The sequence below is a fragment of the Pseudomonas yamanorum genome, from assembly GCF_900105735.1.
GTDB classification, from domain to species: Bacteria; Pseudomonadota; Gammaproteobacteria; order Pseudomonadales; family Pseudomonadaceae; genus Aquipseudomonas; species Aquipseudomonas yamanorum.
This window is the reverse complement of the sequence record NZ_LT629793.1, coordinates 1,855,564-1,880,768: the sequence shown is the minus strand read 5'-3', so window position 1 is coordinate 1,880,768 and position 25,205 is coordinate 1,855,564. Positions and strand designations below refer to the sequence as shown.

24 protein-coding genes and 1 riboswitch are annotated in these 25,205 nt (G+C 61.8%); of the genes, 9 read left to right on the top strand and 15 right to left on the bottom strand.

Going from position 1 to position 25,205, the window contains the following annotated elements; translation table 11 throughout:
• Positions 1-5: 5 nt before the first annotated feature.
• The 6 genes from BLU46_RS09105 to BLU46_RS09080 form a co-directional block, all read right to left on the bottom strand.
• Entirely contained in the window at positions 6-3,767 is a 3,762-nt protein-coding gene (locus BLU46_RS09105; RefSeq protein ID WP_093200789.1) for a 5-oxoprolinase/urea amidolyase family protein, read from the bottom strand.
• A gap of 305 nt (positions 3,768-4,072) precedes the next feature.
• On the bottom strand, positions 4,073-4,705 hold the full coding sequence (locus BLU46_RS09100) for an urea amidolyase associated protein UAAP2 (RefSeq protein WP_093200786.1): 633 nt from the start codon (positions 4,703-4,705) through the stop codon (positions 4,073-4,075).
• A gap of 9 nt (positions 4,706-4,714) precedes the next feature.
• Complete coding sequence (locus tag BLU46_RS09095) at positions 4,715-5,440, bottom strand: urea amidolyase associated protein UAAP1 (protein ID WP_093200783.1); 726 nt, start codon at positions 5,438-5,440, stop codon at positions 4,715-4,717.
• Positions 5,437-6,201 (bottom strand): ABC transporter ATP-binding protein, encoded by a 765-nt coding sequence (locus tag BLU46_RS09090; RefSeq protein ID WP_063032664.1) that lies wholly within the window; start codon positions 6,199-6,201, stop codon positions 5,437-5,439. The genes BLU46_RS09095 and BLU46_RS09090 overlap by 4 nt, the downstream gene beginning before the upstream one ends.
• Positions 6,198-7,013, bottom strand: coding sequence for an ABC transporter permease (locus BLU46_RS09085; protein ID WP_063032662.1), 816 nt, complete (start codon positions 7,011-7,013; stop codon positions 6,198-6,200). Before BLU46_RS09085 ends, BLU46_RS09090 begins: the two co-directional genes overlap by 4 nt.
• 12 nt (positions 7,014-7,025) lie before the next feature.
• Positions 7,026-8,093: a putative urea ABC transporter substrate-binding protein gene (locus BLU46_RS09080; RefSeq protein WP_093200780.1), complete on the bottom strand. Its 1,068-nt coding sequence runs from the start codon at positions 8,091-8,093 to the stop codon at positions 7,026-7,028.
• Between the two features lie 61 nt (positions 8,094-8,154).
• Positions 8,155-8,255, bottom strand: a riboswitch (guanidine-I (ykkC/yxkD leader).
• Between the two features lie 302 nt (positions 8,256-8,557).
• Here BLU46_RS09080 and BLU46_RS09075 point away from each other — a divergent pair.
• Positions 8,558-8,926 carry a hypothetical protein gene (locus tag BLU46_RS09075; RefSeq protein ID WP_093200776.1) on the top strand — a complete coding sequence of 123 codons (369 nt, stop codon included), beginning with the start codon at positions 8,558-8,560 and terminating at the stop codon, positions 8,924-8,926.
• Between the two features lie 159 nt (positions 8,927-9,085).
• Positions 9,086-9,520 carry a DUF3757 domain-containing protein gene (locus BLU46_RS09070; protein WP_063032656.1) on the top strand — a complete coding sequence of 145 codons (435 nt, stop codon included), beginning with the start codon at positions 9,086-9,088 and terminating at the stop codon, positions 9,518-9,520.
• Positions 9,521-9,527: 7 nt separating this feature from the next.
• Here the strand turns inward: BLU46_RS09070 and BLU46_RS09065 are convergent, their stop codons facing one another.
• Positions 9,528-10,640: an enoyl-CoA hydratase/isomerase family protein gene (locus BLU46_RS09065; protein ID WP_093200773.1), complete on the bottom strand. Its 1,113-nt coding sequence runs from the start codon at positions 10,638-10,640 to the stop codon at positions 9,528-9,530.
• Between the two features lie 132 nt (positions 10,641-10,772).
• Between BLU46_RS09065 and ung the strand changes: the two genes are divergently transcribed.
• The gene (ung, locus tag BLU46_RS09060; protein ID WP_017479266.1) at positions 10,773-11,465 is read left to right on the top strand and encodes a uracil-DNA glycosylase; all 693 of its coding nucleotides are present in this window, start codon (positions 10,773-10,775) and stop codon (positions 11,463-11,465) included.
• Between the two features lie 139 nt (positions 11,466-11,604).
• On the opposite strand, the gene BLU46_RS09055 is transcribed toward ung, so the two are convergent.
• From BLU46_RS09055 to BLU46_RS09035, 5 genes are all read right to left on the bottom strand, one after another.
• Positions 11,605-12,642, bottom strand: coding sequence for an AbrB family transcriptional regulator (locus BLU46_RS09055; RefSeq protein WP_093200770.1), 1,038 nt, complete (start codon positions 12,640-12,642; stop codon positions 11,605-11,607).
• Positions 12,635-14,149 carry a tripartite tricarboxylate transporter permease gene (locus BLU46_RS09050; protein WP_063032650.1) on the bottom strand — a complete coding sequence of 505 codons (1,515 nt, stop codon included), beginning with the start codon at positions 14,147-14,149 and terminating at the stop codon, positions 12,635-12,637. Before BLU46_RS09050 ends, BLU46_RS09055 begins: the two co-directional genes overlap by 8 nt.
• 1 nt (position 14,150) lies before the next feature.
• Positions 14,151-14,609 (bottom strand): tripartite tricarboxylate transporter TctB family protein, encoded by a 459-nt coding sequence (locus BLU46_RS09045; protein WP_093200767.1) that lies wholly within the window; start codon positions 14,607-14,609, stop codon positions 14,151-14,153.
• A gap of 130 nt (positions 14,610-14,739) precedes the next feature.
• Complete coding sequence (locus BLU46_RS09040; protein ID WP_172834528.1) at positions 14,740-15,726, bottom strand: Bug family tripartite tricarboxylate transporter substrate binding protein; 987 nt, start codon at positions 15,724-15,726, stop codon at positions 14,740-14,742.
• A 28-nt stretch (positions 15,727-15,754) separates the two neighbouring features.
• Positions 15,755-17,035 (bottom strand): OprD family porin, encoded by a 1,281-nt coding sequence (locus BLU46_RS09035; protein ID WP_093200760.1) that lies wholly within the window; start codon positions 17,033-17,035, stop codon positions 15,755-15,757.
• 237 nt (positions 17,036-17,272) lie between these two features.
• Between BLU46_RS09035 and BLU46_RS09030 the strand changes: the two genes are divergently transcribed.
• Together BLU46_RS09030 and BLU46_RS09025 are read left to right on the top strand one after the other, a co-directional pair.
• Complete coding sequence (locus tag BLU46_RS09030; protein ID WP_003212008.1) at positions 17,273-17,944, top strand: response regulator; 672 nt, start codon at positions 17,273-17,275, stop codon at positions 17,942-17,944.
• Positions 17,937-19,322: a sensor histidine kinase gene (locus BLU46_RS09025; RefSeq protein WP_063032642.1), complete on the top strand. Its 1,386-nt coding sequence runs from the start codon at positions 17,937-17,939 to the stop codon at positions 19,320-19,322. The genes BLU46_RS09030 and BLU46_RS09025 overlap by 8 nt, the downstream gene beginning before the upstream one ends.
• Here the strand turns inward: BLU46_RS09025 and BLU46_RS09020 are convergent, their stop codons facing one another.
• Positions 19,323-20,144 carry an HDOD domain-containing protein gene (locus BLU46_RS09020; RefSeq protein ID WP_093200756.1) on the bottom strand — a complete coding sequence of 274 codons (822 nt, stop codon included), beginning with the start codon at positions 20,142-20,144 and terminating at the stop codon, positions 19,323-19,325.
• 36 nt (positions 20,145-20,180) lie between these two features.
• Entirely contained in the window at positions 20,181-21,122 is a 942-nt protein-coding gene (gene ygfZ, locus BLU46_RS09015; protein WP_093200753.1) for a CAF17-like 4Fe-4S cluster assembly/insertion protein YgfZ, read from the bottom strand.
• 139 nt (positions 21,123-21,261) lie between these two features.
• Between ygfZ and BLU46_RS09010 the strand changes: the two genes are divergently transcribed.
• Positions 21,262-21,516 (top strand): FAD assembly factor SdhE, encoded by a 255-nt coding sequence (locus tag BLU46_RS09010; RefSeq protein WP_003212000.1) that lies wholly within the window; start codon positions 21,262-21,264, stop codon positions 21,514-21,516.
• On the top strand, positions 21,500-21,952 hold the full coding sequence (locus BLU46_RS09005; protein ID WP_063032636.1) for a protein YgfX: 453 nt from the start codon (positions 21,500-21,502) through the stop codon (positions 21,950-21,952). Before BLU46_RS09010 ends, BLU46_RS09005 begins: the two co-directional genes overlap by 17 nt.
• Here BLU46_RS09005 and nadB read toward each other — a convergent pair.
• Positions 21,921-23,537 (bottom strand): L-aspartate oxidase, encoded by a 1,617-nt coding sequence (nadB, locus tag BLU46_RS09000; protein WP_063032633.1) that lies wholly within the window; start codon positions 23,535-23,537, stop codon positions 21,921-21,923. The genes BLU46_RS09005 and nadB overlap by 32 nt on opposite strands.
• Before the next feature lie 467 nt (positions 23,538-24,004).
• Between nadB and rpoE the strand changes: the two genes are divergently transcribed.
• Both rpoE and BLU46_RS08990 read left to right on the top strand, forming a co-directional pair.
• Positions 24,005-24,586, top strand: coding sequence for an RNA polymerase sigma factor RpoE (gene rpoE, locus BLU46_RS08995; RefSeq protein ID WP_003172477.1), 582 nt, complete (start codon positions 24,005-24,007; stop codon positions 24,584-24,586).
• Positions 24,587-24,617: 31 nt separating this feature from the next.
• Complete coding sequence (locus BLU46_RS08990) at positions 24,618-25,205, top strand: sigma-E factor negative regulatory protein (protein ID WP_003172479.1); 588 nt, start codon at positions 24,618-24,620, stop codon at positions 25,203-25,205.

The following is a 25,205-nucleotide window of genomic DNA, read 5'->3' as shown; positions in this document are numbered from 1 at the left end:
AGGCGTTATTGCAAATCACGCTCCAGCACGACCACCCGTTGCCCGGCGCCAATGCCGCTGCCTGGTTGCACGGGAATTTCCCGCACGGTGCCGGCGAACGGCGCGAGTACCGGGATTTCCATTTTCATCGACTCCAGGATCACCAGTACATCACCCGCCGCCACGCGTTCCCCCGCGCTCACCTGCACTTGCCAGAGATTGCCCGCGATGTGGCTGTCGATGCTGTATTCGTTGGCCTGCAACGGCGTGTCTTCGCCCAATGGCGCCGCGAGTTCCTCACTGTCGAAATGCGCCTGGCCGCTGGCGATCCAGCGTTCGCGTTCGGCGTTGAACGCGCGCTGTTGTTGCCCGCGAAACGCGCCAATGCTCTCGGCTTCCTGCGCGAGAAAGGCCTGGTAGTCCGTCAGGTTCAACTGGCTGTGTTCGATGCCCAGTTCAAACCGCCCAAGGGGAAAATCCCGGCGTATCTGCACCAGCTCATCGGCGCTCACCGGGTAAAAGCGGATCTGGTCGAAGAAGCGCAGCAACCACGGTTTGCCATCGAACGCCGCGACTTCCCGGTAGCGGTTCCACATCTGCAAGGTGCGCCCGACGAACTGATAACCGCCGGGACCTTCCATGCCGTACACGCACAGGTAGGCGCCACCGATGCCCACGGAGTTTTCGGCGGTCCAGGTGCGTGCCGGGTTGTACTTGGTGGTGACCAGGCGGTGGCGCGGGTCCAGCGGCGTGGCCACGGGCGCGCCGAGGTAGACGTCGCCCAGGCCCATCACCAGGTAGCTGGCGTCGAATACGGTGTGGCGCACTTCGTCGAGGTTGGCCAGGTCGTTGATGCGGCGGATGAACTCCAGGTTGCTCGGGCACCACGGGGCATCCTTGCGCACGGTGGTCATGTATTTTTCGATGGCCAGTTGGCAGGCCGGATCGTCCCAGGAGAGTGGCAGGTGGACGATGCGCGACGGGACTTGCAGGTTTTGGCTGGCGCAGACGGCGTGCCATTCGGTGGTGATCAACGCCAGGAGGTCGGCGATGGGCAGTTGTTCGGGCTGGTAGTGGATTTGCAGGGAACGGATGCCGGGTGTCAGGTCGATGACGCCGTGCAGGGCGCGGGCTTCCAACGCTTGCATCAGGGCGTGGGCGCGAAAGCGCAGCACCAGGTCGAGTTCAGGGGCGCCGATTTCCAGGAGCAGGTGGGTGTCGCCGGCGAGGCGGGCGACCAGGCGCGTGTCGGCTTGGCCGATGTCCAGAACAACAGGCGAACTGATCGTTCCCACGCTCTGCGTGGGAATGCATCCTGTGACGCTCTGCGTCATTGCGTCGACAGCGGGACGCGGAGCGTCCCAGGCGGCATTCCCACGCAGAGCGTGGGAACGATCACACACCACAGGCGACTCAATCGAATGTGGGAGCGGGCTTGCTCGCGAAAGCATCGCCTCGGTTTGCCTGTCGGACCGAGTTGCCTGCATCGCGGGCAAGCCCGGCTCCCACACCTGATCCCATTCCAAGGCGAGTGTGCGGGCGGTCTTTAGGTCGACTGGAGTGAACTGAATCTTGTCACCCGCCTTGAGCTGGCCCAGCTGCCACAAGTCCGCCTCGATCACCGTCACCGGGCATACAAACCCACCCAGGCTCGGGCCGTCGGGGCCGAGGATCACCGGCATGTCCCCGGTAAAATCCACCGCTCCGATCGCATAGGGATTGTCGTGAATGTTGGACGGGTGCAGTCCCGCCTCACCCCCATCCGTACGCGCCCACAATGGCTTCGGCCCGATCAACCTCACACCGGTACGGCTGGAGTTGAAATGCACTTCCCATTGGGTGGCAAAGAACGTCTCGATGTACTCAGGCTTGAAGTATTCCGGCGCGCCGTGAGGGCCGTAGATCACCCGCAGGGTTCGCACTTCGGCGAGCGGTTCAGGCACTAACGTGTTGCCGCAACTGACGTCTACCAACGGCAGCAAGTGCAACACGTCACCCGCTCGCAGAGCCCGTCCGCCATGCCCACCAAACTGTCCTAACGTGAAGGTACTTTTGCTGCCCAGATAATCCGGAACCTGCAGCCCGCCGCGCAGGCAAAGGTAGCTGCGCGCACCGGCCCCGGCGATGGTGCCCAGGCTCAAGGTCGCACCCGCCGGCACCAACAGCGCAGTGTTCATTGGCACCACTTCATCATTCAACCGCAGCGCAATGTCCGCCCCGGTCACCGCCACCACTGCCGCGCAATTGAAGCGCAGCATTGGCCCGCTCATGGTGATTTCCAGTGCGGCAGTACCCTCGGCATTGCCCAGCAGGCGGTTACCCAGACGCAATGCGCGGCTGTCCATCGGCCCCGACGGCGGCACGCCAACGGCCCAGTAACCGAGGCGCCCCGGATAATCCTGGACACTGGTTTGGGTCCCGGCGCTCAGCACTTCGAACGTGTTGGCGTGGTACACCAAACCTTCAAGGCAGCGCGTCCACGGCTGGCCGCTGGCGAACGGTGCGGCCATCAGAATCTGCCGCAGGTAATCGCGGTTGGTTTCCACGCCGTACAGCTGGCTACTGGTCAGGGCTTGATGCAGATCGAGCCGCGCCTGTTCGCGGGTCGGTGCCCAAGCGATGAGCTTGGCGATCATCGGGTCGAAGTAGGGCGGGATCTCGCAACCGGCCTCCACCCAGGTGTCGACGCGCAGGCCTTCAGCGACCGGGAAATCCACATACGTCAAAAGCCCCGGGCTTGGCTGAAAATCCCGGCCCGGATCTTCGGCGTACAGGCGTGCCTGAATCGCGTGGCCGTTTGGCTTCAGTTCCAGCTCCCGCAGCGGCGGCATTTCTCCGGCGGCCAGTTGCACCATCCAGCGCACCAGGTCCACGCCCCACACTTGCTCGGTGACGCCATGTTCCACCTGCAACCGGGTGTTCACTTCCAGAAAATAGAAGCGGCCGTCGGCGCTATCAAAGATAAATTCCACGGTACCGGCGCTGCGGTAATTCACGGCCTTGGCCAGGGTGATTGCGGCGTGGCACAGCTTATCCGCCATCCCGTCGGGCAGGTTCGGCGCCGGGGTTTCCTCGAGCACTTTTTGGTTGCGCCGCTGCACTGAACAGTCGCGCACACCGAGGGCAATCACCTCGCCACACCCATCACCAAACACCTGCACTTCCAGGTGGCGGGCGTGCTGGATGTATTTTTCGATAAACACACCGGCGTCGCTGAAATTATTCTGGCCGAGGCGTTTGACTGCCTCGAAACAGTCGCGCAATTCATCGGCGCTGTTGCACACGCGCATGCCGATACCGCCGCCGCCCGCTGTGCTTTTGAGCATGATCGGATAGCCCACGCTTTCGCCGGCCAGCAGTGCGGCGTCAAGGCTATTGAGCAGCTCGGTGCCTTCCAGCAATGGGATGTTGTGCTGCTTGGCCAACGCCCGCGCGGTGTGCTTGAGGCCGAACACCCGCAGCTGTTCCGGCGTCGGGCCGACAAAAGCGATACCGGCTGCTTCGCAGGCTTCGGCGAACGCGGCGTTTTCCGAGAGAAAGCCATAGCCCGGATGAATCGCCGTGGCGCCACAGGCTTTGGCCGTGGCGAGTATTTTCTCCACCGACAAATAGGTGCCGGCCGCCGCGCCTTCGCCCAGGCTGCAGGCTTCGTCGGCCTGCTGGATATGCAGGCTGGCGGCATCGGCTTCGGAATACACCGCCACACCTTTGACCGAAAGCTCGCGCAGGGTGCGCAGGATGCGGCAGGCGATGGCGCCACGGTTGGCGATCAACAGTTTTTCGAACATGGCAAAACCCCGCAGGCCGATGCATGTCCGGCCTTGTCCTGGGATGCGGGCCGTCCCGCAAATGTGGAGGGCGCTGCGGTCGTCCGGAGCGCAAATTTCAACACCAATGGAGATCAACTGTGGGAGCCGGGCTTGCCCGCGATGGCGGTGTGTCAGTCACCCCATATGTTGGCTGATCCACCGCTATCGCAGGCAAGCCAGCTCCCACAGGTCATCTTCCACAGTTGATCTTCAGCGCTTTTTGAGGCACTGCCCGGCTCGAGCCTGGCACAGGGCGAACAACCACTGACGCAACCGCTTCATTTTCAGTTCCATACCAGTAACTCCGCCGGGGTGGGGTTGTAGCCGTTGCACGGGTTGTTCAGTTGCGGGCAGTTGGAGATCAGCACGATCACGTCCATCTCGGCCCGCAGGTCGACGTATTTGCCGGGGGCGGAAATACCGTCTTCAAACGTCAGTCCGCCATCGGCGGTCACCGGCACGTTCATGAAGAAATTGATGTTCGGCCCGATGTCGCTTTTACCCAGCCTTCCATCGTGGGCGCAGGCCCGCAGGTAGTTGTCGCGGCAGCTGTGCATGTAGCGTTTTTCCAGGGCGTAGCGCACGGTGTTGCTCTCTTGGGCGCAGGCGCCGCCGAGGGTGTCATGGCGCCCGCAGGTGTCGTCGACGATGGTCAGCATCGGCTGGCCAAGGTTGGAATACAGCACGCTGCCGATGCTCAGGTACACCCTGTTTTGCCGGCGCAACGTGCGCTGCACGTCGTAGCGTTCCTTGGGGTTTTTCAGGCTGTAGAACAGCGTGTCGACGGCCTGGTTGCCCTCAAGGTCGAGGATGCGCAGCGTCTGGCCGGCCTTGACTTCCATCAGCCAGGGTTCGCCGGCGGGGATGGTCGCGCGGTACACGGCCGCGTCCGGTTGGTTGGCGAGTGCGATAGACATGGCAGGTCCTCAGGCGAACAGACGGTCAGTGTTGATAAAGCCGCGCTCGTTTTCCGGGCGCGAGGTGCGGCAGTGTTCGGCGACGCTTGGGTCGGCGTTCATCCAGCTGAGTTTCAGCGGCTGCGGCGCGTATTCGGGGTTGGGGTCCATGGGGTGTTGCAGGGCGGTGAGCACCACCAGCGTGTCCATCGGTGCGTAGAGTTCGATGTAGTCGCCCGCCTTGGAATTACCTTCGGCAAAGTGCAGCGTGCCGGTGTCATCCACGGTGATTTTGCTGAACAGGTTGAGGGTCATCAGCAGGTCGGACAGCCCCAGGCCCCACTTGCCCAATTCCACCAGCAGGTTGTCGGTGCCGTTGCGGTAGAAGCCGTTGCGCAGCTCTTGATAGCGGCCCTTGCCGTATTTTTCCGCGACTTCGGCGGCGCATAACACGCCACCGATGCTGTCACTCCAGCCGCAGGTGTCGGCGGTGATGGCGGCCAATACGCGGCCCATGTCCGAGTACAGGCAATGGCCACTGGTGAGCTTGGCGGTGTGTTGGCATTTGAGGCTGTCGGGCAGGTTAAGGCGCTCGGTTTTTTCATTGGCATTGAGCAGGGTCAGGCTGACGTTGGCGCCGCCGCGAATGTCGGTGAGGCGCAGCAGTTGGCCGCGCTTGAGCACGAAGGAGCGGTGGCCGCCGCCGGGGAGCATTTCCTCGGCGAAGGGTGGGAACAATTGAGTCGAGTCGGTCATTTGGAAGTGGCTCCAAGTTCGGCGGCGATCGCCTTGCGGCGTTCGCTGTTCAAAGGGATGTCGTAGGTGATGCGGGCGCCGTAAGCGCCGGGGGCGTGCGGGTCGAGGCGCACCTTGTCGAACACCAGCAAGCGGGTGCCGAGGCTGAAGCCTTCGCTCAGGTCGTGGGTGACCATGAACACCGTCAGCCTGGTTTCGCGCCACAGCTCCAGCAACAGCAGGTGCATGTCTTTGCGAATGCCCGGGTCGAGGGCGCCGAAGGGTTCGTCCAGCAGCAACACGCGGGGCTTCATGATCAGCGCCTGGGCGATGGCCAGCCGCTGTTGCATGCCGCCGGAAAGCTGTGCCGGGTACTTGTCCAGGGCGTGGCCCAAACCGACTTTATGCAGCAGTGCTGCTGCCTGTTCCCGTGCCTGTTTTTTCGCGTTGCCGAACAGGCGACCGAGCAACGGCGAGCGCGGCAATTCAAGGCCGAGTGCAACGTTGTTCAGCACCGTCAGGTGCGGGAACACCGAGTAGCGCTGGAACACCACGCCACGGCTGGCGTCGGGTTCGGCGGCCAGAGGTTTACCGTCCAGCAGGATCTCGCCATGGCTGGCGCTTTCCTGCCCCAGCAGCAGGCGCAGGAAGGTCGATTTGCCGCAACCCGAGGTGCCGACCAACGTGCAGAATTCGCCTTCGGCCACGTGCAGGTTCAGGCGCTCCAACACCACCTGATCGCCATAGCGCTGCCACACATTGTTGACGATGATAAAGCTCATGCCCGCGCTCCTTCGTACCAGGGGAACGCACGCCGGGTCAGGGCATTTAGGCCCCAGTCCATCAGCCAGGCGAGGAGGGTGATCCACACCACGTAGGGCAGGATCACGTCCATCGCCAGGTAGCGGCGCACCAGGAAGATCCGGTAACCCAAACCGTCGGTGGAGGCGATGGCTTCGGCCGCAATCAGGAACAGCCACGCCGAGCCAAGCATCAAGCGCAGGGAGATCAGCAAGCGCGGCAGCAATTGCGGCAGCACCACCCGCAGCATCAGGGTCCAGGTCGAGGCGCCGAGGGTCTGCGCTTTCACCAGTAACTCGACGGGAATTTCCCGCGCCCGCTGTTCCAGATCTCGCGCCAGGGCAGGGGTGATGCCGATCACGATCAGCATCACTTTCGACAATTCTCCCAGCCCGAACACGATGAACAGGATCGGCAGGATCGCCAGCGGCGGCACCATCGACAGCACCGTCAGTAACGGCGACAACGGTGCGCCAAACAGCGGCAAGGTCCCGGCAGCGATGCCCAGGCACAGGCCGGCGAGGGCGCTGATACCGAGGCCGATCGCCAGGCGACGCAAGCTCGATGCGCTGTCTTGCCACAGCACATATTCACCGGTGCGAGCGTCCGCGCTGAAGGCCAGGCGTTTCACCGCGTCGCCCATTTGTGCGGCGCTGGGCAGCAGCTTGTCGTTGGGGTTGTCTGCCAGGCGCTCGGCCGAGCCCACGAAGTAGGCGAACAGCAGCAGGGCGAAGGGCAGCAGCACCAACAGCAGGCGACTGGAGCGTTCCGGGTGACGGTTGATCAGGCGCATGGCCGGGTCCTCTTACAGCGTGCCGTCGGCCGCCATCTGCACGTAGCTGGGGTCGAAATGCAGCTTGAGGTTGGCGGTGTCGCCGCGGGTCACGCCGTTGGCGAAGCTCATGCCCACGGCGTTGGTGTCCTTGGCACCTTCACCCAGCAGGCCGTGTTTAAACGAGAACTCGGCGACCTTGCCCATGGTGGCGGGCAACTGCGCGCTGGTGGCGAAGGCCAGGGCTTCTTTGGGCGTGGCGAACAGCTTGGTGGTGTCCAGTTGCGACTGGAAGCCCTTGAGGTCGGTGCCGGAGGCCTTGGCCATGTGTTCCAGGGCGTCAGTGCTGGCGGCGTTTTTTGCGTTCATCAAGGCGACCACTTCAAACCAGGCACCGGTCAGCGCCTTGCCCAGCTTGGGGTTGTCTTTGAGGGTCTGGGTGTTGACCACCATCATGTCCATGATTTCGCCGGGCACTTTGCTGGAGTCGAACACTTCGGTGACGCCGGGCTTGGCCTTGATCTCCGAGAGCATCGGGTTCCAGGTGGTGACGGCCTTGACCTGGTCGGTGTTGAAGGCGGCGGCGATGTCGGCGTCGGAGGTGTTGACCACTTTCAGGTCTTTTTCGGTGAGGCCGGCTGACTCCAGGGCGCGGGCCAGCAGGTAGTGGGACACCGAGAGTTCCACCAGGTTGACGTTCATGCCCTTGAGGTCGGCGACGGTCTTGCCTTCGCCCTTGATGACCACGCCATCGTTGCCGTTGGAGAAGTCGCTGACCACCAGTGCGGTGCTGTCCACGCCACCGGCGGCGGGGATGGTCAGGGCGTCCATGTTGGTCATGGTGCAGCCGTCGAACTGGCCGGCGGTGTACTGGTTGATGGATTCGACGTAGTCGTTGAGCTGCACCATGTCGATCTTGATGCCGTACTTCTTGGCCCACTTGTCGAGGATGCCTTGGCTGCCGGCGTACTCCCACGGCATCCAGCCGGCATAAATCGTCCAGCACACGCTGAAATGGTCTTTGGGGGCGGCCTGGGCGGAAAAACTCACCACGGCGGCAAAGGCGGCGGCGAGCAGGGCGGGTAGACGTATCGAGGGCATGGATGCTTCTCCAGTTGATCAAGGGCGAGCAGGAGCAACGCGGCACCGTGAACGGTGGCTTGTCTCCCGGGCTTTTATCCCGCCGTGTAACCTCAACTGGAGGTCGCCAACTCTCGGACCAGCCACTCGCCTTAGCGAGCCGGAACCCTAGTCAGCCATTGCAAATTGTGGTGCCGCGAACCTGTGATGACTCTTGCACGGGAGAGGTAAAGCGAGAGTCGTGCCAAGTGGCATGGGCGCAGTAACGGCGTGGGTTGGCGCGAGGTGGAGGGCGAAACGTGCAGTGAATATGCGTTGTGGTGGTGCGGGGTTGCACTGCAATGAGGCGACCAGCAGATGTATCAATCTATGTCTAAATCGCACCAGATTCCGTTTTTGATGTCAGATATTTCGTCAGGCAGTGAAAGCTGTTTGCCGCCCCCCAGCGTCGCTGGGTGTGCTCTTCCGCGGTCCAGGAGGCCGCCATGTATCGTCGACTGCTTCTCATCGCTTTGCTCGGTTTGACCCTGTCTGCGTGTGCGCCCTATTACGATGGCGGCGGGGCCTACTACGGTTCCGAGGTCTACACGGCGCCCGCGCCGGCGTACTACTACGGCGGCGGTCCTTATTATCATTACCGCCAGGGTTACTACCCGCCACCGCAGCGTTACTACCCGTCGCCGCGTTATTACCAGCCGGCGCCTCGCTATTACCCTGCAGGGCCGCGAGCCGGTTACCGGCCTTACCCCAACCAGGGTTGGGGCAATGGTCATTGGGGCAATGGCGGCGGGCGTGGTCAGGGCGGCCAAGGTGGCCAAGGTGGCCACGGGGGAGGCCGTGGCGGGCATCGCTGATCGTACTAATTGGAAAAACGGCGCTTAGGCGCCGTTTTTGCTGACCGCTGGTCGGTACTGTCATATTTGACAGCTATTCTATGGGTTACGACTGTAGTTAATTGGGTGCGGACGCTAGCTGGCGTGTCGTTTCCTGTATCGACTGACGGAGCCCGTACCATGCGAGTCAGCCCGCTTTACTTATTCTTTTTTATTCTTTCAGGCTTCAGCACATTGGCGGCGGCGCAAGGCTGCCCTTACCCGAGTACCGTGCGCTACGTTGATGGCCACTTTCAGGGAGCTGATAAAGAGTCCCCCTGGATAAGCCAGACAATGAACGGCCAGGACCTCGTGGAGACCTTTGTGGGGGCGATTTTTATCCCGCGGGAGTCGGGTGAGCGCAAGCGTGGCTACCTGGAAAAGTGCATCTATAAAACCGTCCGCGGTAACACGGTTGCCTTGAGGTTCGGCCCGGCCCGGGGCGGGGGCACGATGTCGCTGGCAGAGACCACGCACTGGCAACCGGGTACCGATGTTTTCGGGCAACCCACATTCCAGTGCGAAGACCGTCAACCCGATAATTGTGCCTTCACGTTCGAGGCGGCAAAGCGCTGACGGGCGCTCAATAGTCTGACAAGTCCGCCAGCGGATGCCGCCCTTCCCACACCTTGTGGAAGTGTGCCTGCACCACGGCCTCAGGGATCAAATTGATATCCGGCCAATGCCAGTGGGGCCGTTGGTCCTTGTCGATCAACCGCGCCCGCACCCCTTCGCTGAATTCCGGGTGACGGCAGCAGTTCAGGCTCAAGGTGTATTCCATCTGGAACACCTGGGCCAGGGACAGGTGCCGCGCCCGCTGGATCTGCTCCCAGACCAGATGCGCGGTCAGCGGGCAGCCTTCGCTCAAGGTCTTGCCGGCGCGGCTGAACAGCGGGTCGGTGTGGTCGCGCAACAGGCTCAAGGCGCGCCACGCGCAACGCACATCGCCTACATCCAGCCACTCGTCGATCTGCCCACGGCGCGGCAGCCATTGGGCTTCGGGCAACTGACCGATGGCTTCCTGGGCCAGGGCCTTGAGCAGGCTGTTGAGTTGCATGTCGGTCTGTTCCTGCCAGTTCAGTTGCAGCAGGCCTTCGAGCAGCTCGTCTTGTTGTTCATCCAGCAGAAAGCGGTCGGCCAGGCCCAGGTCCAGGGCGTCCCGGCCATTCATGTGGGCGCCGGTCAGGCCGAGGAACAAACCCAACTTGCCGGGCAGGCGTGACAGGAACCAACTGGCGCCCACGTCCGGGTACAGACCGATGCTGATTTCCGGCATGGCCAGGCGGCTGCTCGGGGTGACGATGCGCACAGCGGCACTTTGCAGCAAACCCATGCCGCCGCCCAGCACATAGCCGTGACCCCAGCAGATCAACGGTTTTGGATAGTTGTGCAGGCGGTAGTCGAGACGGTATTCAGCGGCGAAAAATTGCGCGGCCAGTGCCGGGACTTCGCCGGGATGCTCACGGCAGGCCTGGGCCAGGCTACGTACTTCGCCACCGGCGCAAAAGGCCTTGGGGCCATTGCCGCGCAGCAGCACGCAGACGATTTGCGGGTCTTTGGCCCAGGCGTCCAGGCGTTCGCTCAGGGCCAGGATCATCGGCAAGGACAGGGCGTTGAGGGATTTTTCCGCGTCCAGGCTGGCGATGCCAATGCGGGCGCCGCCGGTGCCAATCAGCTCTTCGAAGTGCAGGTTCATCATGACCTCAATCGAGAAAGTGAAGGTTCAGTATGATCGCTTCACAGGAAAGTGCCGGTTCTGCGTCAGATCAATTGACAAGCAGGGTGGGCTTTCCTAGGGTTCGCACCATTGTTTTTTCTGGATACAACCATGACCTCCGACGACCGTATCAAACTCGAACCCAGCTGGAAACACGCCCTGCGTGACGAGTTCGACCAGCCGTACATGGCCCAGTTGCGGGAATTCCTGCGCCAGGAGCACGCGGCCGGCAAGGAAATCTACCCGCCGGGCCCGATGATCTTCAACGCGCTCAACTCGACGCCGTTGGACAAGGTCAAGGTGGTGATCCTCGGCCAGGACCCGTATCACGGCCCGGGCCAGGCCCACGGCTTGTGCTTCTCGGTACAGCCGGGCGTGCCGGCGCCGCCGTCGCTGGTCAATATCTATAAAGAACTCAAGCGCGACCTGAACATCGACATCCCCAACCACGGCTACCTGCAAAGCTGGGCTGACCAGGGCGTGCTGATGATCAACACCACCATGACCGTGGAGCGTGCGAATGCCAACGCCCATGCGGGCAAGGGCTGGCAGTTCTTTACCGATCGGATTATTGAAGTGGTGAGCGAGCACCAGCCGCACCTGGTGTTCTTGCTCTGGGGCGCCCATGCGCAGGGCAAGCAGAAGTTGATCGACGCCACCAAGCACCTGGTGCTGACGTCGGTGCATCCGTCGCCGCTGTCGGCGTATCGAGGGTTTATTGGCTGCGGGCATTTCAGCCGCGCCAACAAGTTTCTTGAGCAGAATGGCGAGACGCCGATTGAGTGGCGATTGCCGCCGGTTTGACGTAGATCCAATGTAGGAGCTGTCGAGCTTTAGCGAGGCTGCGAAGGCGGCGGCACAGTCAGCATCAATGCTGCCTGACCCACCGCTATCGCAGCCTCGCTGGGGCTCGACAGCTCCCACAATTGAACGTCGCGAGGCGTTAGATTTTGTCTGGCTGTCGGTTCCAGTGCCGAAACAACGGCTCCGCCAGAAATAACACAAACAACAAGCGCATCACCTGCATCGCCGTTACCAACGGCACCGACAGTTGCAGGGTTTCTGCCGTCAGGCTCATCTCGGCAATCCCCCCGGGCATCATGCCCAGTGTCAGTGAACGCAGATCCAGATGCGTCAGCGCGCTCAAACCTACCGCCGCCAGTGTCGCGATCAACATGGTCAACACTGTACCGATCAAGGTACGCCCCATGAACAATGGCGCGCGCCGGAAGAACTGTCGGTTGAAGTGGCAACCCAGGCCGCTGCCAATCAGCCACTGGCCGATCTGGCTGCCACCGTCTGGCAGGCCGATGTGCAAGTCCCAGGTGATACTGACGATGGCGCTGACCAGTAGCGGCCCGAACAGCCAAGGATTCGGCTGACGCAAGCGCTGCCAACCCCAGGCTACCAACGCGCCGACGGGGAACAGCACCGCCAGCCATGCCCAATCGACGGTCGCCGGATGAAACTGCGGAGCACCTTCCCCCAGCAAATACTTGAACGCCGCCGGTACACACAGCACCACCACCAACACCCGCAAACTCTGGCCTGCGGCAACGCGGCTGAGTACCGCGCCATTGCGTGCACCGAGGTTGACCATCTCCCCAGACCCGCCCGGCATGCTCGAGAAAAACGCCGTGGCGCGGTCTTCACCGCTACGGCGCATCAACCACACGCCCACAATGCTGGAGAGGCTGGTGACCAGCGCGCCAAAGAAGATCAGGCCGAAGTGGCTCATCACCTGTTCCATCACCACCGGGGTGAAGTGCAGGCCGATACCGATGCCCACCACCCATTGGCCGCATTTGCGGCCGCCGGGAATTTCCGCCAGCTGCCAGGGTGTGAGGCAGCGCACGAGGATGATCGCCAACAACGAGCCGACCATGTACGGCAGTGGCCAGCCGATCTGGCTGGCGAGGTACCCGCCCAGCAGACCGACCAGCGGTGTTGCCCACCATTTTTTAAACGTGGCCTCAGACATCGGCCACGGCACGGCGCTGCAGGGAACGCTTGCGCCAGATGCGCACCAGCGGGAACAACAGCATCAAGGCCGTCAGCACCCATACGCCAAAGGTGATCGGGCTCGACCAGAGGATCTGCAGTTCACCGTTGGAGATCGACAGCGCACGACGCAGGTTCTGTTCCATCAACCCACCGAGGATAAAGCCCAGCAGTACCGGCGACAGCGGGAAATCCAGCTTGCGCAGGATGTAGCCGAAGATGCCGATGCCGACCATCAGGAACAGGTCGAAGGTGGTGGCGTGAACCGCATACACACCGATCGCGGTGATGATGGCGATCACCGGCACCAGCGCCCAGTTCGGCACGGCAAGGATGCGGGTGAAGATACGGATCATCGGGATGTTGAGGATCACCAGCATGATATTGGCGATAAACAACGAGGCGATCAGGCCCCAGACGATGTCGGGCTGCTGTTGGAACAGCAGCGGGCCGGGGGTGATGTTGTACAGCGACAGCGCGCCGATCATCACGGCGGTGGTACCCGAGCCGGGTACACCGAGGGTCAGCATCGGCACCAGGGCGCCGCAGGCGGAAGCACCGATCGCAGTTTCCGGCGCCGCCAGGCCGCGCATGTCGCCCTGGCCGAATTTACCGCTGGCTCCGGCCAGACGCTTTTCGGTCATGTAGGCCACGGCGGAGGCGAGTGTTGCACCCGCGCCCGGCAGCACGCCCATGATGAAACCCAACAGCCCGCAGCGAATATTTACGACGAATACTGCGGAAGCTTCCTTCAGGTTAAACATCATCCGTCCGGTAGCTTTCACCGCTTCCTGGCCACGGTGGGTTTTTTCCAGCAGCAACAGGATTTCGCTGATGGAGAACAGGCCCAGCACCAGCACCACGAATTGGATGCCGTCGGTCAGGTGGATGTTATCGCCGGTGAAGCGGTACACACCGCTGTTGGCATCGATACCCACCGCTGACAGAAACAGGCCGATCAACGCCGCGACAAAGGTCTTCAGCGGTTTGTCACCGGCCATGCCGCCCAGGCAGACGATGGCAAACACCATCAGTACGAAATATTCCGCCGGGCCGAAGGCAATCGCCCATTTGGCCAGCAGTGGGGCGAACAGCACCATGCCGCAGGTGGCGATAAACGCACCGATGAACGAACTCCATGCCGACAGCGACAATGCCACGCCCGCCAGGCCTTTGCGGGCCATTGGGTAGCCATCGAGGGTGGTCATCACGGTGGAGGCTTCACCAGGGATGTTCAACAGGATCGAGCTGATACGCCCGCCGTATTCGCAGCCCAGGTACACGGCGGCCAACAGGATCAATGCCGACTCAGGCGGCAGCCCGAGGGCGAACGCGATGGGGATCAACAGCGCTACGCCGTTGATCGGCCCAAGGCCCGGCAACAGGCCGACGACGGTGCCGATCAAAGTCCCGCACAGCGCGGTGATCAGGTTGTAAGGGGTCAGTGCAACGCCGAAGCCCTGGCCCAAATAGCTGAACGTATCCATATCAGTTCTCCAGAACTTCAAGCAGGCCGAGCGGCAGCGGTACATCCATGGCTTTGTCGAACAGCAGGTAAAGACCGATGCTCATCAAGGTCACGATTACCACGCTGGGCATCCATCGGCCGCCATACAGGCGGGCCATCGGAATGCCGATCAGCATGCTGCTGAGGATGAAACCCAGGGGTTCGAAGGTGCCGGCGAAAATGATCAACAGCGTCACGCAGGCAGCGATCTTGACCAGTGTCTCGCGGTCCAGCGCGGGCTCTTCTTCAGTGTGCTTGGTGGGTTGTGGGCGAAACAGCATGTAGAGCAAACCCAGGCCCATCAGCCCGAGCATCAGCAGCGGGTAGGCCCGAGGTCCTACCGGCTCATAGGAAAACGAAGCCTGATACGGCCAGGCCATCAGTGCGAGGCCGGCGCAGACCAACAACATCACTGAGGCGAAAATGCGTTGTAAGAGCATGGGAAACTCCTTGGAGACTCTTGTAGGCGCGAGCTTGCTCACGAAGAACGCCAGGACGTCGCGTTTATACAGGCAGCACGCGTCATCGTTGAAGTTTTTCGCGAGCAAGCCCGCTCCCACAGAGGGGCGATTACTGGATCAGGCCGAACTCTTTGGCCAGCACTTTGTAGTCAGCCACCTGTTTCTTCACATAGGTGTCCAGTTCCGGGCCGGTCATGGCGAACGGGAACAGCTCGCGCTGGTCACGCAGCTTGGCGAACTCGTCGGAAGCCAGCAGTTTGTCGAAGGCGTCTTTCCACCAGGCGTAGTCTTCGTCGCTGACTTTTGGCCCGAGGTAGAAGCCACGTACCACCGGCCAGACGATGTCGTAGCCTTGTTCCTTGGCGGTCGGAATGTTCTTCATTTCCGGCTCATCCAGGCGCTCGTCGGAGAACACCGCCAGCAGGCGCATGTCGCCGCTGAGGATGTGCGGCATGGAGTCGGAGATGTCGGTGCTGCCCACCTGGATGTGGCCGCCGAGCAGGGCGGTGGCGATTTCGCCGCCGCCTTCCAGTGCCACGTAGCGCAGGTCACGCGGATTGATCCCGGCGGCCTTGGCGATCAGTGCGGTTTGCATCCAGTCCTGGCTGCCGACGGTGCCGCCGGAACCGATGACCACGCTGCCCGGATCTTTCTTCAGGGCCTTGACCAGATCGTCGAGGTTTTTGTAGGGCGAATCGTTTTTCACCGCGATGGCACCGTAGCTGGTACCGACGGCCGCGAGCCAGCGCACGGCGCTTTCATCGAAGCGGCCAAACTTGCCTTGGGCCAGGTTCAGCAGCGAGCCGCTGGACCACGCCACCAGCGTGCCGGCGTCTGCCGGACGCTGCGCCACGACGGCGTTGTAGGCCACCGCACCCACGCCGCCGGGCATGTAGGTCACGCGCATCGGCTTGCTCAGCAGCTTCTCGTTGACCAACGCGCTCTGCGCCAGTTTGCAGGTCAGGTCAAAACCACCGCCCGGGGACGCCGGGGCGATGCATTCCGGGCGCTTGGGCTCGGCGGCCAGCAATTGGCTGGCGAACAGCATGCAACTGGCCGTCAGGGCAAATTTACGCAGTGAAAGGGTCATGTTCATCTCCATCATTGTTGTTATGAGGTTGCTGTTACCAGAGTGCGACGCTGTAGCTCACCAGCAGGCGCACTTCATCCGCATCACGGGCCGAATAGTTGGAACGGTAAGTGGCATTACGCAGGCGCACGGCCACGTCCTTGAAGGTGCCGCTTTGCACCACGTACTTGATCTCGCTGTTGCGTTCCCACTCCTTGCCGGTCTCGCCGTTCTTGAGCTTGATGTTGTCACCCGACAGGTAACGGCTCATGAAACTCAGGCCGGGAATCCCCAGCTTGGCGAAGTCGTAGTCGTAGCGTGCCTGCCAGGAGCGTTCTTCGGCGCCGGCAAAGTCGTTGATCTGCACGAAGTTGACAAGGTAAGGATCGCTACCGTCCACGTAGGGAAAGGCGCTATCGCCCGACATGTGTTGATAGCCGGCGCTGAGCTTATGGCCATTGAGGGCATAGCTGAAGAGACCGTTGAGGGAGGTGTTGTCGATCTTGCCGCCGCGGGCGGCCCCGGTGTCATCACTGACGGCCAGGCGCAGGTCGGCGCCGAAGGTGCCGGGGCCCATCGGCCGTGAGGCGACCAGGCCGAGGAAATGCTGGCGGTACACGTCGTCGAGTTGGGCAAAGTGGTAGCTGCCGGTGATCTTGTCGGCAAACTTGTAGTCCACGCCGCCGAAATCGAAATGCTTGCCGGTGGCACCGCTGAGGAAGCGGCTGTTCTTGTTATTGAGGCCGATGTCTTCGTAGTTAGTGTCGTCGCGGTCTTTGGCCTTGTTCAGGCGGCCGCCGGTAAACACCAGGTTCTTGAACTCCTTGGAACTCAACAGGCCGCCTTCAAACGTCTGCGGCAGGATGCGCCCGTCGTTGGGCTTGAGGATCGGCAACTCGGGTATCAGTGCGCCGATCTTCAGCTCGGTGGCGGAGATCTTCACTTTGCCGGTCAGGCCGAGTTTGGAATATTCGTTGGCGGCGCGGCCGTCATCGTGGGTGGGCAGCAGGCCGGTGCCGGTGCGGTCGGGGCTGGAGTCGAGCTTGACCCCGAGCATGCCCAGGGCATCCACGCCGAAGCCGACGGTGCCGTCGGTGTAGCCCGATTGCAGGTTGAGCATGAAGCCCTGGGCCCACTCGTCGCGCTTGGATTGTTGTGCGCTGGTGCCATCGCGAAAGTCGCGATTGAAGTACATGTTGCGGGTTTCGAGGGTGGCGGTGCTGTCCTCGAAAAAGGCGGCTTGGCCTACAGGCGAAAAGCCGGCAAAGGCGGCAGCACTGGCAAGGGCGGTCTGGGTGAAACGAGAAGAACGAGCAGGCGGCTGTGTGCGCAGCATCGTGGGTGTACTCCGTTTATTGTTCTTATTTTGGCGAAAACGCTTCGAGGCGTTTTTCGGGCGCTATGGGTGAAATAGCTCGGCAGGCGAAACCCACCGTGGCTGGATGCTAAAGGGCGAAGCTTTCACTAACCTTTCAGTCGTCTTTCAATGTTTTCGGGCTTCACAGCACAGGTTGCGCCTGTAAACTCCCCGGCAAAGCGTGGCGCCGACCACCCCCGAACGAGGTAAGAACCCATGCGTGTCCTTCTGGTCGAAGACCATTTGCAGCTAGCCGAAAGTGTCGCCCAGGCGCTCAAGAGCACGGGTTTGACCGTCGACGTGTTGCACGATGGGGTGGCGGCGGACCTGGCCTTGAGCAGCGAGGAATACGCGGTGGCGATCCTTGATGTGGGCCTGCCGCGCATGGACGGTTTTGAGGTATTGGCGCGGTTGCGGGCCCGCGGTAAAAATCTGCCGGTGCTGATGTTGACCGCTCGCAGTGATGTGAAAGACCGGGTGCACGGCCTCAACCTGGGGGCGGATGACTACCTGGCCAAGCCATTCGAACTGACGGAACTGGAAGCCCGAGTCAAAGCCCTGCTGCGCCGTAGCGTGCTGGGCGGTGAGCGGCAGCAGGCGTGTGGCGTGCTGATTTACGACCTGGATACGCGGCGCTTCACCCTGGGTGGCGAACTGCTGACCCTGACCTCCCGCGAGCAGGCGGTGCTTGAGGCGCTGATTGCACGCCCGGGCCGGGTGATGAGCAAGGAACAACTGGCCTCCCAGGTGTTCGGCCTGGATGAAGAGGCCAGCCCCGACGCCATCGAAATCTACGTGCATCGCCTGCGCAAGAAACTCGATGGCCAGCCGGTGGCCATCGTCACCTTCCGTGGCCTGGGGTACTTGCTGGAAGCTCGCGATGCATAAGCCCAGCAGCCTGCGCTGGCGCCTGCTGTGGAACCTGGCGCTGTTGCTGGTGGTGTTGATGCTCGCCAGCGGCTTGAGCGCTTACTGGAATGGGCGCGAGGCGGCCGACACGGCTTACGACCGCACGCTGCTGGCCTCGGCGCGGACCATTGCGGCCGGCCTGTCCCATCGCGACGGGACCTTGAGTGCCGACGTGCCGTACGTGGCCCTGGATACGTTCGCCTACGACAGCGCCGGACGGATTTACTACCAGGTCAACGATATTCACCAGAAGCTGATTTCCGGCTACGAGAACCTGCCGGGCCCGCCGCCGGGCACGCCGCGCACCGATGACTATCCGGCGCTGGCGCGCTTTTATAACGCCAAGTATCAGGGCCAGAACGTGCGAGTGGTCAGCCTGCTCAAGGCCGTCTCCGAACCGAACATGAATGGCATGGCGGAGATACGTGTGGCCGAAACCGATGAGGCGCGGGTCGCCATGGCTCGCAGCCTGATGGCCGATACTTTGCTGCGCCTGGGGATGTTGGCTGTCGGCGCGTTGTTGTTGGTGTGGTTTGCCGTGAGTGCAGCGTTGCGGCCATTGGAGCGTTTGCGCACGGCCGTGGAAGAGCGCCAGCCCGATGACCTTCGGCCATTGCCGCTGGTGGAAGTGCAGCATGAGTTGGGTCCGCTGGTTCGGGCGCTCAACCATTTCACTGAACGCCTGCGCGGGCAGTTCGAGCGCCAGGCGCAGTTTATTGCCGACGCCGCCCATGAGCTGCGTACACCGCTGGCGGCCCTCAAAGCCCGCCTGGAGCTCGGCTTGCGGGCCGAAGACCCGGCCACCTGGCGCACGACCCTGGAAACCGCCGCCCAGGGCACTGATCGCCTGACTCACCTGGCCAATCAATTACTGTCGCTGGCTCGCATCGAAAACGGTGCCCGGGCGATTGCCGAAGGCGGGGCCCAGTTGCTGGACTTGAGCCAGCTGGCTCGCGAACTGGGCATGGCCATGGCGCCGCTGGCCCATGCACGTGGCGTAGCCCTGGCCCTGGAAGCCGATGAGCCAGTGTGGCTGCGAGGCGAGCCGACCCTGTTGAACGAGTTGTTGAGCAACCTGGTGGACAACGCCTTGGCCCACACGCCGCCGGGTGGCAACGTGATCCTGCGGGTGACGGCGCCAGCGGTGCTTGAGGTGGAAGACGACGGCCCGGGAATCCCGCTGGATGAGCGGGATCGGGTATTCGAGCGGTTCTATCGGCGCAGTCAGCAGGGCTTGGGTTCGGGCTTGGGGCTGGCGATTGTCGGTGAGATCTGTCGGGCACATCTGGCGCAGATCAGCTTGCATGATGGTGAGTTGGCGGGGTTGAAGGTGCGGGTCAGTTTTATTGCGGGGTAATCAGTAAAACATCGACCGCGCTTCATCCAGCTCGGCACGCAAGGCGTCGCTGTGCGGGTCGAGGCGCAGTTTCTTGATTGCAGGCAGCGTCGATAGCGGCACGCTGGCGAGCGGATGGTCGGTGTTGCGGTGGCAATACAGCACGGCGACCTGCACCAGGTCGATATAGTCCAGGCGCTCGGAGTCGCGCTCCAGGTCGAGGTATTGCCCTGGCAGGTTCACCAGCATTTCCGGGAAGTCCCAACGTCGCAGCAGTTTGTCCCCCAGCAGCGGGTGGATGCTTTCAATCACGTGGTTGAGGCTGACGGGGTCAGCCAGCAGCTCATAGTGATCTTCGGCGTAGGTCAGGATCGGCAGCACGCCAATCTGGTGCACCAAGCCGCCGAGGGCCGCCTGGTCAGGCTTCAACTGGCTGTGGTTGCGGCACAGCGCGTAGCTCACGCCGGCCACTTCCAGGCTGCGTCGCCACACGTCGCGCATCTTCTGTTCGACCACGTCGGAACGGGCGTGGAAGATCTGTTCCATCACCAGCCCGATCGACAGGTTACTGCTGTAGTTGGTGCCCAACCGGGTGATGGCGGTGTGCAGGTCAGTGACTTCCTGGGTCGCGCGCAACAGCGGGCTGTTGACCACTTTGATCAGCCGCGCCGACAAGGCGGTATCGCGGCTGATCACTTTGCTTAGATGGCTGATACTGATGTCCGGGTCTTCGGCGGCCTGACGAATCTTCAGGGCTACTTCCGGCAACGTTGGCAGAACCAGGTCATCGTTATCGATGGCCACAACCAACGCCTGTTGGACTTTTTCCGCCAGCATGTTCATTCATGATCTCTAGGGTGTTGCAAAAAGGTACGACGATCAGCGCTGGATCTCGCGATCACGGTCCAGTTGGTAGGGCAGGTCGAGCAACTGAAGGCCCGGGCCTTCCAGCGTGCCTACATGCACATCGCCACTCTCTGCTGCTTCGGCTTGCAGCACCGCTAGAAGTTCAATCCCTTGGTCGGCACGGGCGGCAATGACCACCTCGCCAATTGCACTGTTGTGAGTCGGGGAAAACAGTGGGGTGCCTGGCTCCGGCAGTTCACTGGCAGCCAGGCTCAGGCGGTACAGGCGGCGCTTGAGTTTGCCCAGGTACTGCATGCGCGCGACGATTTCCTGGCCGGTGTAGCAGCCTTTCTTGAAGCTGACGCCGCCGATGGCTTGCAGGTTGAGCATTTGCGGGATGAACAGTTCGCGGGTCTGAGGCATGACCTGGCCGATGCCGGCACGGATCTGGCCCAGCAACCACTGGTTCAGTTCACCTTCGTTCAATTGCCCGGCGAGTTGGCTGTGCAGCGTTTCAGCCTGGGCGGCGGGGGCCCAGAGTTCGGCGCGGCCTGGCGATACGCGGATGGTGATCAAGTCGTCACTGCGCACCACGCTGTCGGTCTCGGCGGGTAGCTCGAGGCCGAGGCTGGCCAGTACCTGATCCGCATCCGATACACCGAAGCGCACCCAGGCGGCGCTTTCGTCGGTAAGTTTGGATTTGGAGAACACGGCGTACTTTTTCAGGTCCGCCAGTTGCGGCTCCAGCAGTTCGGTCGCCATGGCCAGCAGCACGCCATCGCCTTGCAGCAGAATGCGGAAGCTCGACTGCATGCGCCCCTTTTGGGTGCAGCGTGCGCCCAGGCTGGCCTGGGTGTCACTCAGGTAGTTGAGGTTGCAGGTCAGTTGTCCCTGGAGGAACTTGGCAGCGTCGGAGCCGCGGACGGCAAGAACGCCTTCGTGGGACAGGGGGCAGAAGAAAGCAGAGTCAGCCATGGGTCATCGCAGGTTAAAAAGTCATGAGTGCATCATAGAGGGGCGCCCGGCAAATGGATAGTTTCCGTATGGCCGACCAAAGCCGACTGTTCCAGGCAGCGTCGGCCTGTATACTTGCGCTCTATTTGAGGAGCGCTCCATGGTCGAAGATGTAGAACTCAATCGCCTCTACTGGCACAGCCGCCGCGGCATGCTTGAGCTGGATGTGTTGCTGGTACCGTTCGTCAGGGAGGTCTATCCGCACCTCAACGACGTCGACCGCGACTGCTACCGCAAGCTGCTGGAATGCGAAGATCAGGACATGTTCGGCTGGTTCATGGAACGCGCCGAATCGGAAGACCCGGAGCTGCAGCGCATGGTTCGGATGATTCTGGATCGTGTCCAGCCCAAGTAATACGTTCGAATGCCGCTGGCATGCCTCCGGGCAGTTGCTGGCGGTTTATCTTTTCGCCCAGGCGTTCGCATTGGGTGCGTTGTGGTTTCTAGACGTTCCCCCGTGGATTGCTGCCTTTGGCGCCTCGTTGTGCCTGGCCCATGCAGGTTGGGTGTTGCCGCGTCATCTGCTGCTGACTCACCGTTCGTCGATTCGTGGCCTGCGTCGCGATGAGGAGGGCTGGCAGCTGTGGAGCGCCGCACGTGGCTGGCACCGCGTGCAACTGCGCCCCGACAGCCTGGCGTTGCCGTTGATCGTGGTACTGCGCTTTCGGGTGCAGGGTGACTGGCAGGTACGTTCGATCTGCGTGCCGCGGGATTCGCAGGCGACCGATGTGCATCGTCGCCTGCGGGTACGCTTGAAGTTCAGCCGCCGTAGGTGGTTGGCACCAGAATAGTGTCGCGCGCTTCGGGCAGCATTTGCGGGTAGTCGAGGGTGTAATGCAGGCCCCGGCTCTCCTTGCGTTCCATGGCCGAGCGGATCATCAGTTCCGCCACCTGGGCCAGGTTGCGCAGCTCGATCAGGTCGCGGCTGACTTTATAGTTGCTGTAGAATTCGTCGATCTCATCCAGCAGCAGCCGAACCCGGTGTTGCGCCCGCGCCAGGCGTTTGTTGGTGCGCACGATCCCCACGTAGTCCCACATGAAGCGCCGCAGCTCGTCCCAGTTGTGAGCGATGATCACGTCTTCGTCCGAATCGGTGACCTGGCTGGCGTCCCAGCGGGGCAGGGCAGCCGGCACCGGGATGCGCGGCAGTTGTTCAAGGATGTCGGCGGCGGCGGAGCGGGCGTATACGAAACATTCCAGCAGCGAGTTGCTGGCCATGCGGTTGGCACCGTGCAGGCCGGTGAAGCTGGTTTCGCCGATGGCGTACAGGCCGGGTACGTCGGTGCGCCCGTGCTGGTCGACCATCACGCCGCCGCAGGTGTAGTGCGCCGCCGGCACGACCGGGATCGGGCCTTTGGTGATGTCGATGTTGAACGCCAGGCAGCGCTCGTACACTGTTGGGAAATGGGTCTTGATGAAGGCTTCGGGCTTGTGGCTGATGTCCAGGTAGACGCAGTCGATGCCCAGGCGCTTCATTTCATGGTCGATGGCCCGGGCGACGATGTCTCGTGGGGCCAGCTCGGCTCGTGGGTCGAAGCGCTGCATGAAGCGTTCGCCGTTGGGCAGTTTCAGGTGCGCGCCTTCGCCCCGCAGGGCTTCGGTGATCAGGAAACTCTTGGCTTGCGGGTGATACAGGCAGGTGGGGTGGAACTGGTTGAACTCCAGGTTCGCCACCCGGCAGCCGGAACGCCAGGCCATGGCGATGCCATCACCGCAGGCGCCGTCGGGGTTGCTGGTGTAGAGGTAAACCTTTGCTGCGCCGCCCGAGGCGAGAATCGTGAAGCGGGCGCCGTAGGTGTCGACTTCGCCGCTGGCGCGGTTGAGTACATAGGCGCCGAGGCAGCGTTCGCCCGACAGGCCCAGGCGTTTTTCGGTAATGAGGTCGACGGCGACCCGCTGTTCCAGTAGTTCGATGTTGGGGCGTTGCCGCGCTTGGTCGAGCAGGGTCTTGAAGATTGCGGCGCCGGTGGCGTCGGCGGCGTGGATGATCCGTCGATGGCTGTGGCCGCCTTCGCGGGTCAGGTGGAACTCGAAGCCGCCGTCGTCGGTGCCGGAATGTTCATCCCGGGTGAAGGGCACGCCTTGGTCGATCAGCCATTGGATGGCTTCGCGGCTGTGCTCGACGGTAAAGCGCACGGCTTCTTCATTGCACAGGCCTCCGCCGGCATTCAGGGTGTCTTCGACATGGGATTGCACGGTGTCGGTGTCATCCAGCACCGCGGCGACACCGCCTTGGGCCCAGAATGTCGAGCCATTGGCCAGGTCGCCCTTGCTCAGAACGGCTATGCGCAGGTGGCTCGGCAGCGTCAGTGCAAGGCTCAAGCCCGCGGCGCCGCTGCCAATCACCAGGACATCGTGTTGAAACTGTTGGCTCATTTGAAGGATTCCGCAAAAAGCGATCCGAAGGGGGCGCAAACAGGACGCCTGGATCGGCGAATCAAAGGGTCACACGGCCCACTAGTATATAGAGGGGGGGAGCGGCACAATAGCCGGGCATTCGTGGCATTGTGAGACTACGGTCGACGAACTGCACGGCTTTCGTGAAACTGACAGCGATTTGGATGGGAACTTTTTGCATAAGCCCCGACTCAATAGCAGGATGCCCGAAAGCTGGGAACACGCTGGATTTGCTGATCGGCGCCTGTGTCAGGTGCGTCAGGAAACTGGCGACAGATTATTCGCGCAGCCGGCATAGCCCGCGCTGCGTTTTTCGTGTGTGCCAAATCAGTGCGTACCGGAAACTTGCTTGGAGGGGGAGAACTTTTGCGAAAAGCCCGAGTCTATGTTTGCAAGCCTGATCGATTAGTTATGCAAGCCTCCTTCAAGTACAACGAGGAGTGTTCATGCTAACCCAGGAAGAGGATCAGCAGCTGGTCGAGCGCGTTCAACGCGGTGACAAGCGGGCATTTGATCTGCTAGTGCTGAAATACCAGCACAAAATTCTCGGGTTGATCGTGCGGTTTGTGCACGACACCCATGAAGCGCAGGACGTTGCACAGGAAGCCTTTATCAAGGCGTACCGTGCACTCGGTAATTTTCGCGGTGATAGTGCGTTTTACACGTGGCTCTACCGCATCGCCATTAACACGGCGAAGAACTATCTGGTTTCACGCGGTCGCCGCCCGCCGGATAGTGATGTTAGTTCGGAAGATGCTGAATTTTATGATGGTGATCACGGCCTCAAAGATCTCGAGTCGCCGGAGCGTGCATTGCTGCGCGACGAGATCGAAGGAACCGTCCATCGCACTATTCAACAACTGCCAGAAGATTTGCGTACCGCGTTAACTTTACGTGAATTCGATGGTCTGAGTTACGAAGACATTGCGAGCGTCATGCAATGTCCGGTGGGTACCGTACGTTCCCGGATTTTCCGGGCTCGGGAAGCCATCGATAAAGCCCTGCAGCCGTTGTTGCAGGAAAACTGAGACAGCGGCGACAGCCAAGAGAGGAACCGCCATGAGTCGTGATGCCCTGCAGGAATCGCTGTCCGCAGTGATGGATAACGAAGCGGATGAACTGGAACTTCGTCGAGTGCTTAATGCATTTGATGATGCCGAAACCCGTGATACCTGGTCTCGTTACCAAGTCGCTCGGGCGGTGATGCACAAGGATCTTCTAATCCCTCGTCTGGATATTGCTGCGGCCGTTTCTGCTGCGTTGGCTGATGAAGCCGTTCCGGCAAAAGCTGCTCGCGGTCCTTGGCGTAGCCTTGGCCGTCTGGCAGTCGCTGCTTCGGTGACCGTCGCTGTTCTGGCAGGTGTTCGCCTGTACAACCAGGACGAAATCGCCGGTGCCGAACTGGCCCAGCAGACCCAGCAACCGGTCATGGCCGGTCCGCAGGTCAAGGGTCCAGCCGTACTGGCCGGCTACAAGGAAAGCTCCGATACCACCGGGCCTATGGCCAACGGTGTACTTCAAGGGCAATCCGGCTGGCAAGATCAGCGTCTTCCTGGCTACCTGCGCCAACACGCACAGGAATCGGCCTTGAAAGGCACTGAAAGCGCTCTGCCATACGCTCGTGCTGCAAGCCTGGAAAACCGCTAG

What these genes read in the sequence shown, in the direction of transcription:
- BLU46_RS09105 (WP_093200789.1), bottom strand. Translation starts at nt 3,767, where the DNA reads ATGTTCGAAAAACTGTTGATCGCCAACCGTGGCGCCATCGCCTGCCGC.
- BLU46_RS09100 (WP_093200786.1), bottom strand. Translation starts at nt 4,705, where the DNA reads ATGTCTATCGCACTCGCCAACCAACCGGACGCGGCCGTGTACCGCGCG.
- BLU46_RS09095 (WP_093200783.1), bottom strand. Translation starts at nt 5,440, where the DNA reads ATGACCGACTCGACTCAATTGTTCCCACCCTTCGCCGAGGAAATGCTC.
- BLU46_RS09090 (WP_063032664.1), bottom strand. Translation starts at nt 6,201, where the DNA reads ATGAGCTTTATCATCGTCAACAATGTGTGGCAGCGCTATGGCGATCAG.
- BLU46_RS09085 (WP_063032662.1), bottom strand. Translation starts at nt 7,013, where the DNA reads ATGCGCCTGATCAACCGTCACCCGGAACGCTCCAGTCGCCTGCTGTTG.
- BLU46_RS09080 (WP_093200780.1), bottom strand. Translation starts at nt 8,093, where the DNA reads ATGCCCTCGATACGTCTACCCGCCCTGCTCGCCGCCGCCTTTGCCGCC.
- BLU46_RS09075 (WP_093200776.1), top strand. Translation starts at nt 8,558, where the DNA reads ATGTATCGTCGACTGCTTCTCATCGCTTTGCTCGGTTTGACCCTGTCT.
- BLU46_RS09070 (WP_063032656.1), top strand. Translation starts at nt 9,086, where the DNA reads ATGCGAGTCAGCCCGCTTTACTTATTCTTTTTTATTCTTTCAGGCTTC.
- BLU46_RS09065 (WP_093200773.1), bottom strand. Translation starts at nt 10,640, where the DNA reads ATGAACCTGCACTTCGAAGAGCTGATTGGCACCGGCGGCGCCCGCATT.
- ung (WP_017479266.1), top strand. Translation starts at nt 10,773, where the DNA reads ATGACCTCCGACGACCGTATCAAACTCGAACCCAGCTGGAAACACGCC.
- BLU46_RS09055 (WP_093200770.1), bottom strand. Translation starts at nt 12,642, where the DNA reads ATGTCTGAGGCCACGTTTAAAAAATGGTGGGCAACACCGCTGGTCGGT.
- BLU46_RS09050 (WP_063032650.1), bottom strand. Translation starts at nt 14,149, where the DNA reads ATGGATACGTTCAGCTATTTGGGCCAGGGCTTCGGCGTTGCACTGACC.
- BLU46_RS09045 (WP_093200767.1), bottom strand. Translation starts at nt 14,609, where the DNA reads ATGCTCTTACAACGCATTTTCGCCTCAGTGATGTTGTTGGTCTGCGCC.
- BLU46_RS09040 (WP_172834528.1), bottom strand. Translation starts at nt 15,726, where the DNA reads ATGAACATGACCCTTTCACTGCGTAAATTTGCCCTGACGGCCAGTTGC.
- BLU46_RS09035 (WP_093200760.1), bottom strand. Translation starts at nt 17,035, where the DNA reads ATGCTGCGCACACAGCCGCCTGCTCGTTCTTCTCGTTTCACCCAGACC.
- BLU46_RS09030 (WP_003212008.1), top strand. Translation starts at nt 17,273, where the DNA reads ATGCGTGTCCTTCTGGTCGAAGACCATTTGCAGCTAGCCGAAAGTGTC.
- BLU46_RS09025 (WP_063032642.1), top strand. Translation starts at nt 17,937, where the DNA reads ATGCATAAGCCCAGCAGCCTGCGCTGGCGCCTGCTGTGGAACCTGGCG.
- BLU46_RS09020 (WP_093200756.1), bottom strand. Translation starts at nt 20,144, where the DNA reads ATGAACATGCTGGCGGAAAAAGTCCAACAGGCGTTGGTTGTGGCCATC.
- ygfZ (WP_093200753.1), bottom strand. Translation starts at nt 21,122, where the DNA reads ATGGCTGACTCTGCTTTCTTCTGCCCCCTGTCCCACGAAGGCGTTCTT.
- BLU46_RS09010 (WP_003212000.1), top strand. Translation starts at nt 21,262, where the DNA reads ATGGTCGAAGATGTAGAACTCAATCGCCTCTACTGGCACAGCCGCCGC.
- nadB (WP_063032633.1), bottom strand. Translation starts at nt 23,537, where the DNA reads ATGAGCCAACAGTTTCAACACGATGTCCTGGTGATTGGCAGCGGCGCC.
- rpoE (WP_003172477.1), top strand. Translation starts at nt 24,005, where the DNA reads ATGCTAACCCAGGAAGAGGATCAGCAGCTGGTCGAGCGCGTTCAACGC.
- BLU46_RS08990 (WP_003172479.1), top strand. Translation starts at nt 24,618, where the DNA reads ATGAGTCGTGATGCCCTGCAGGAATCGCTGTCCGCAGTGATGGATAAC.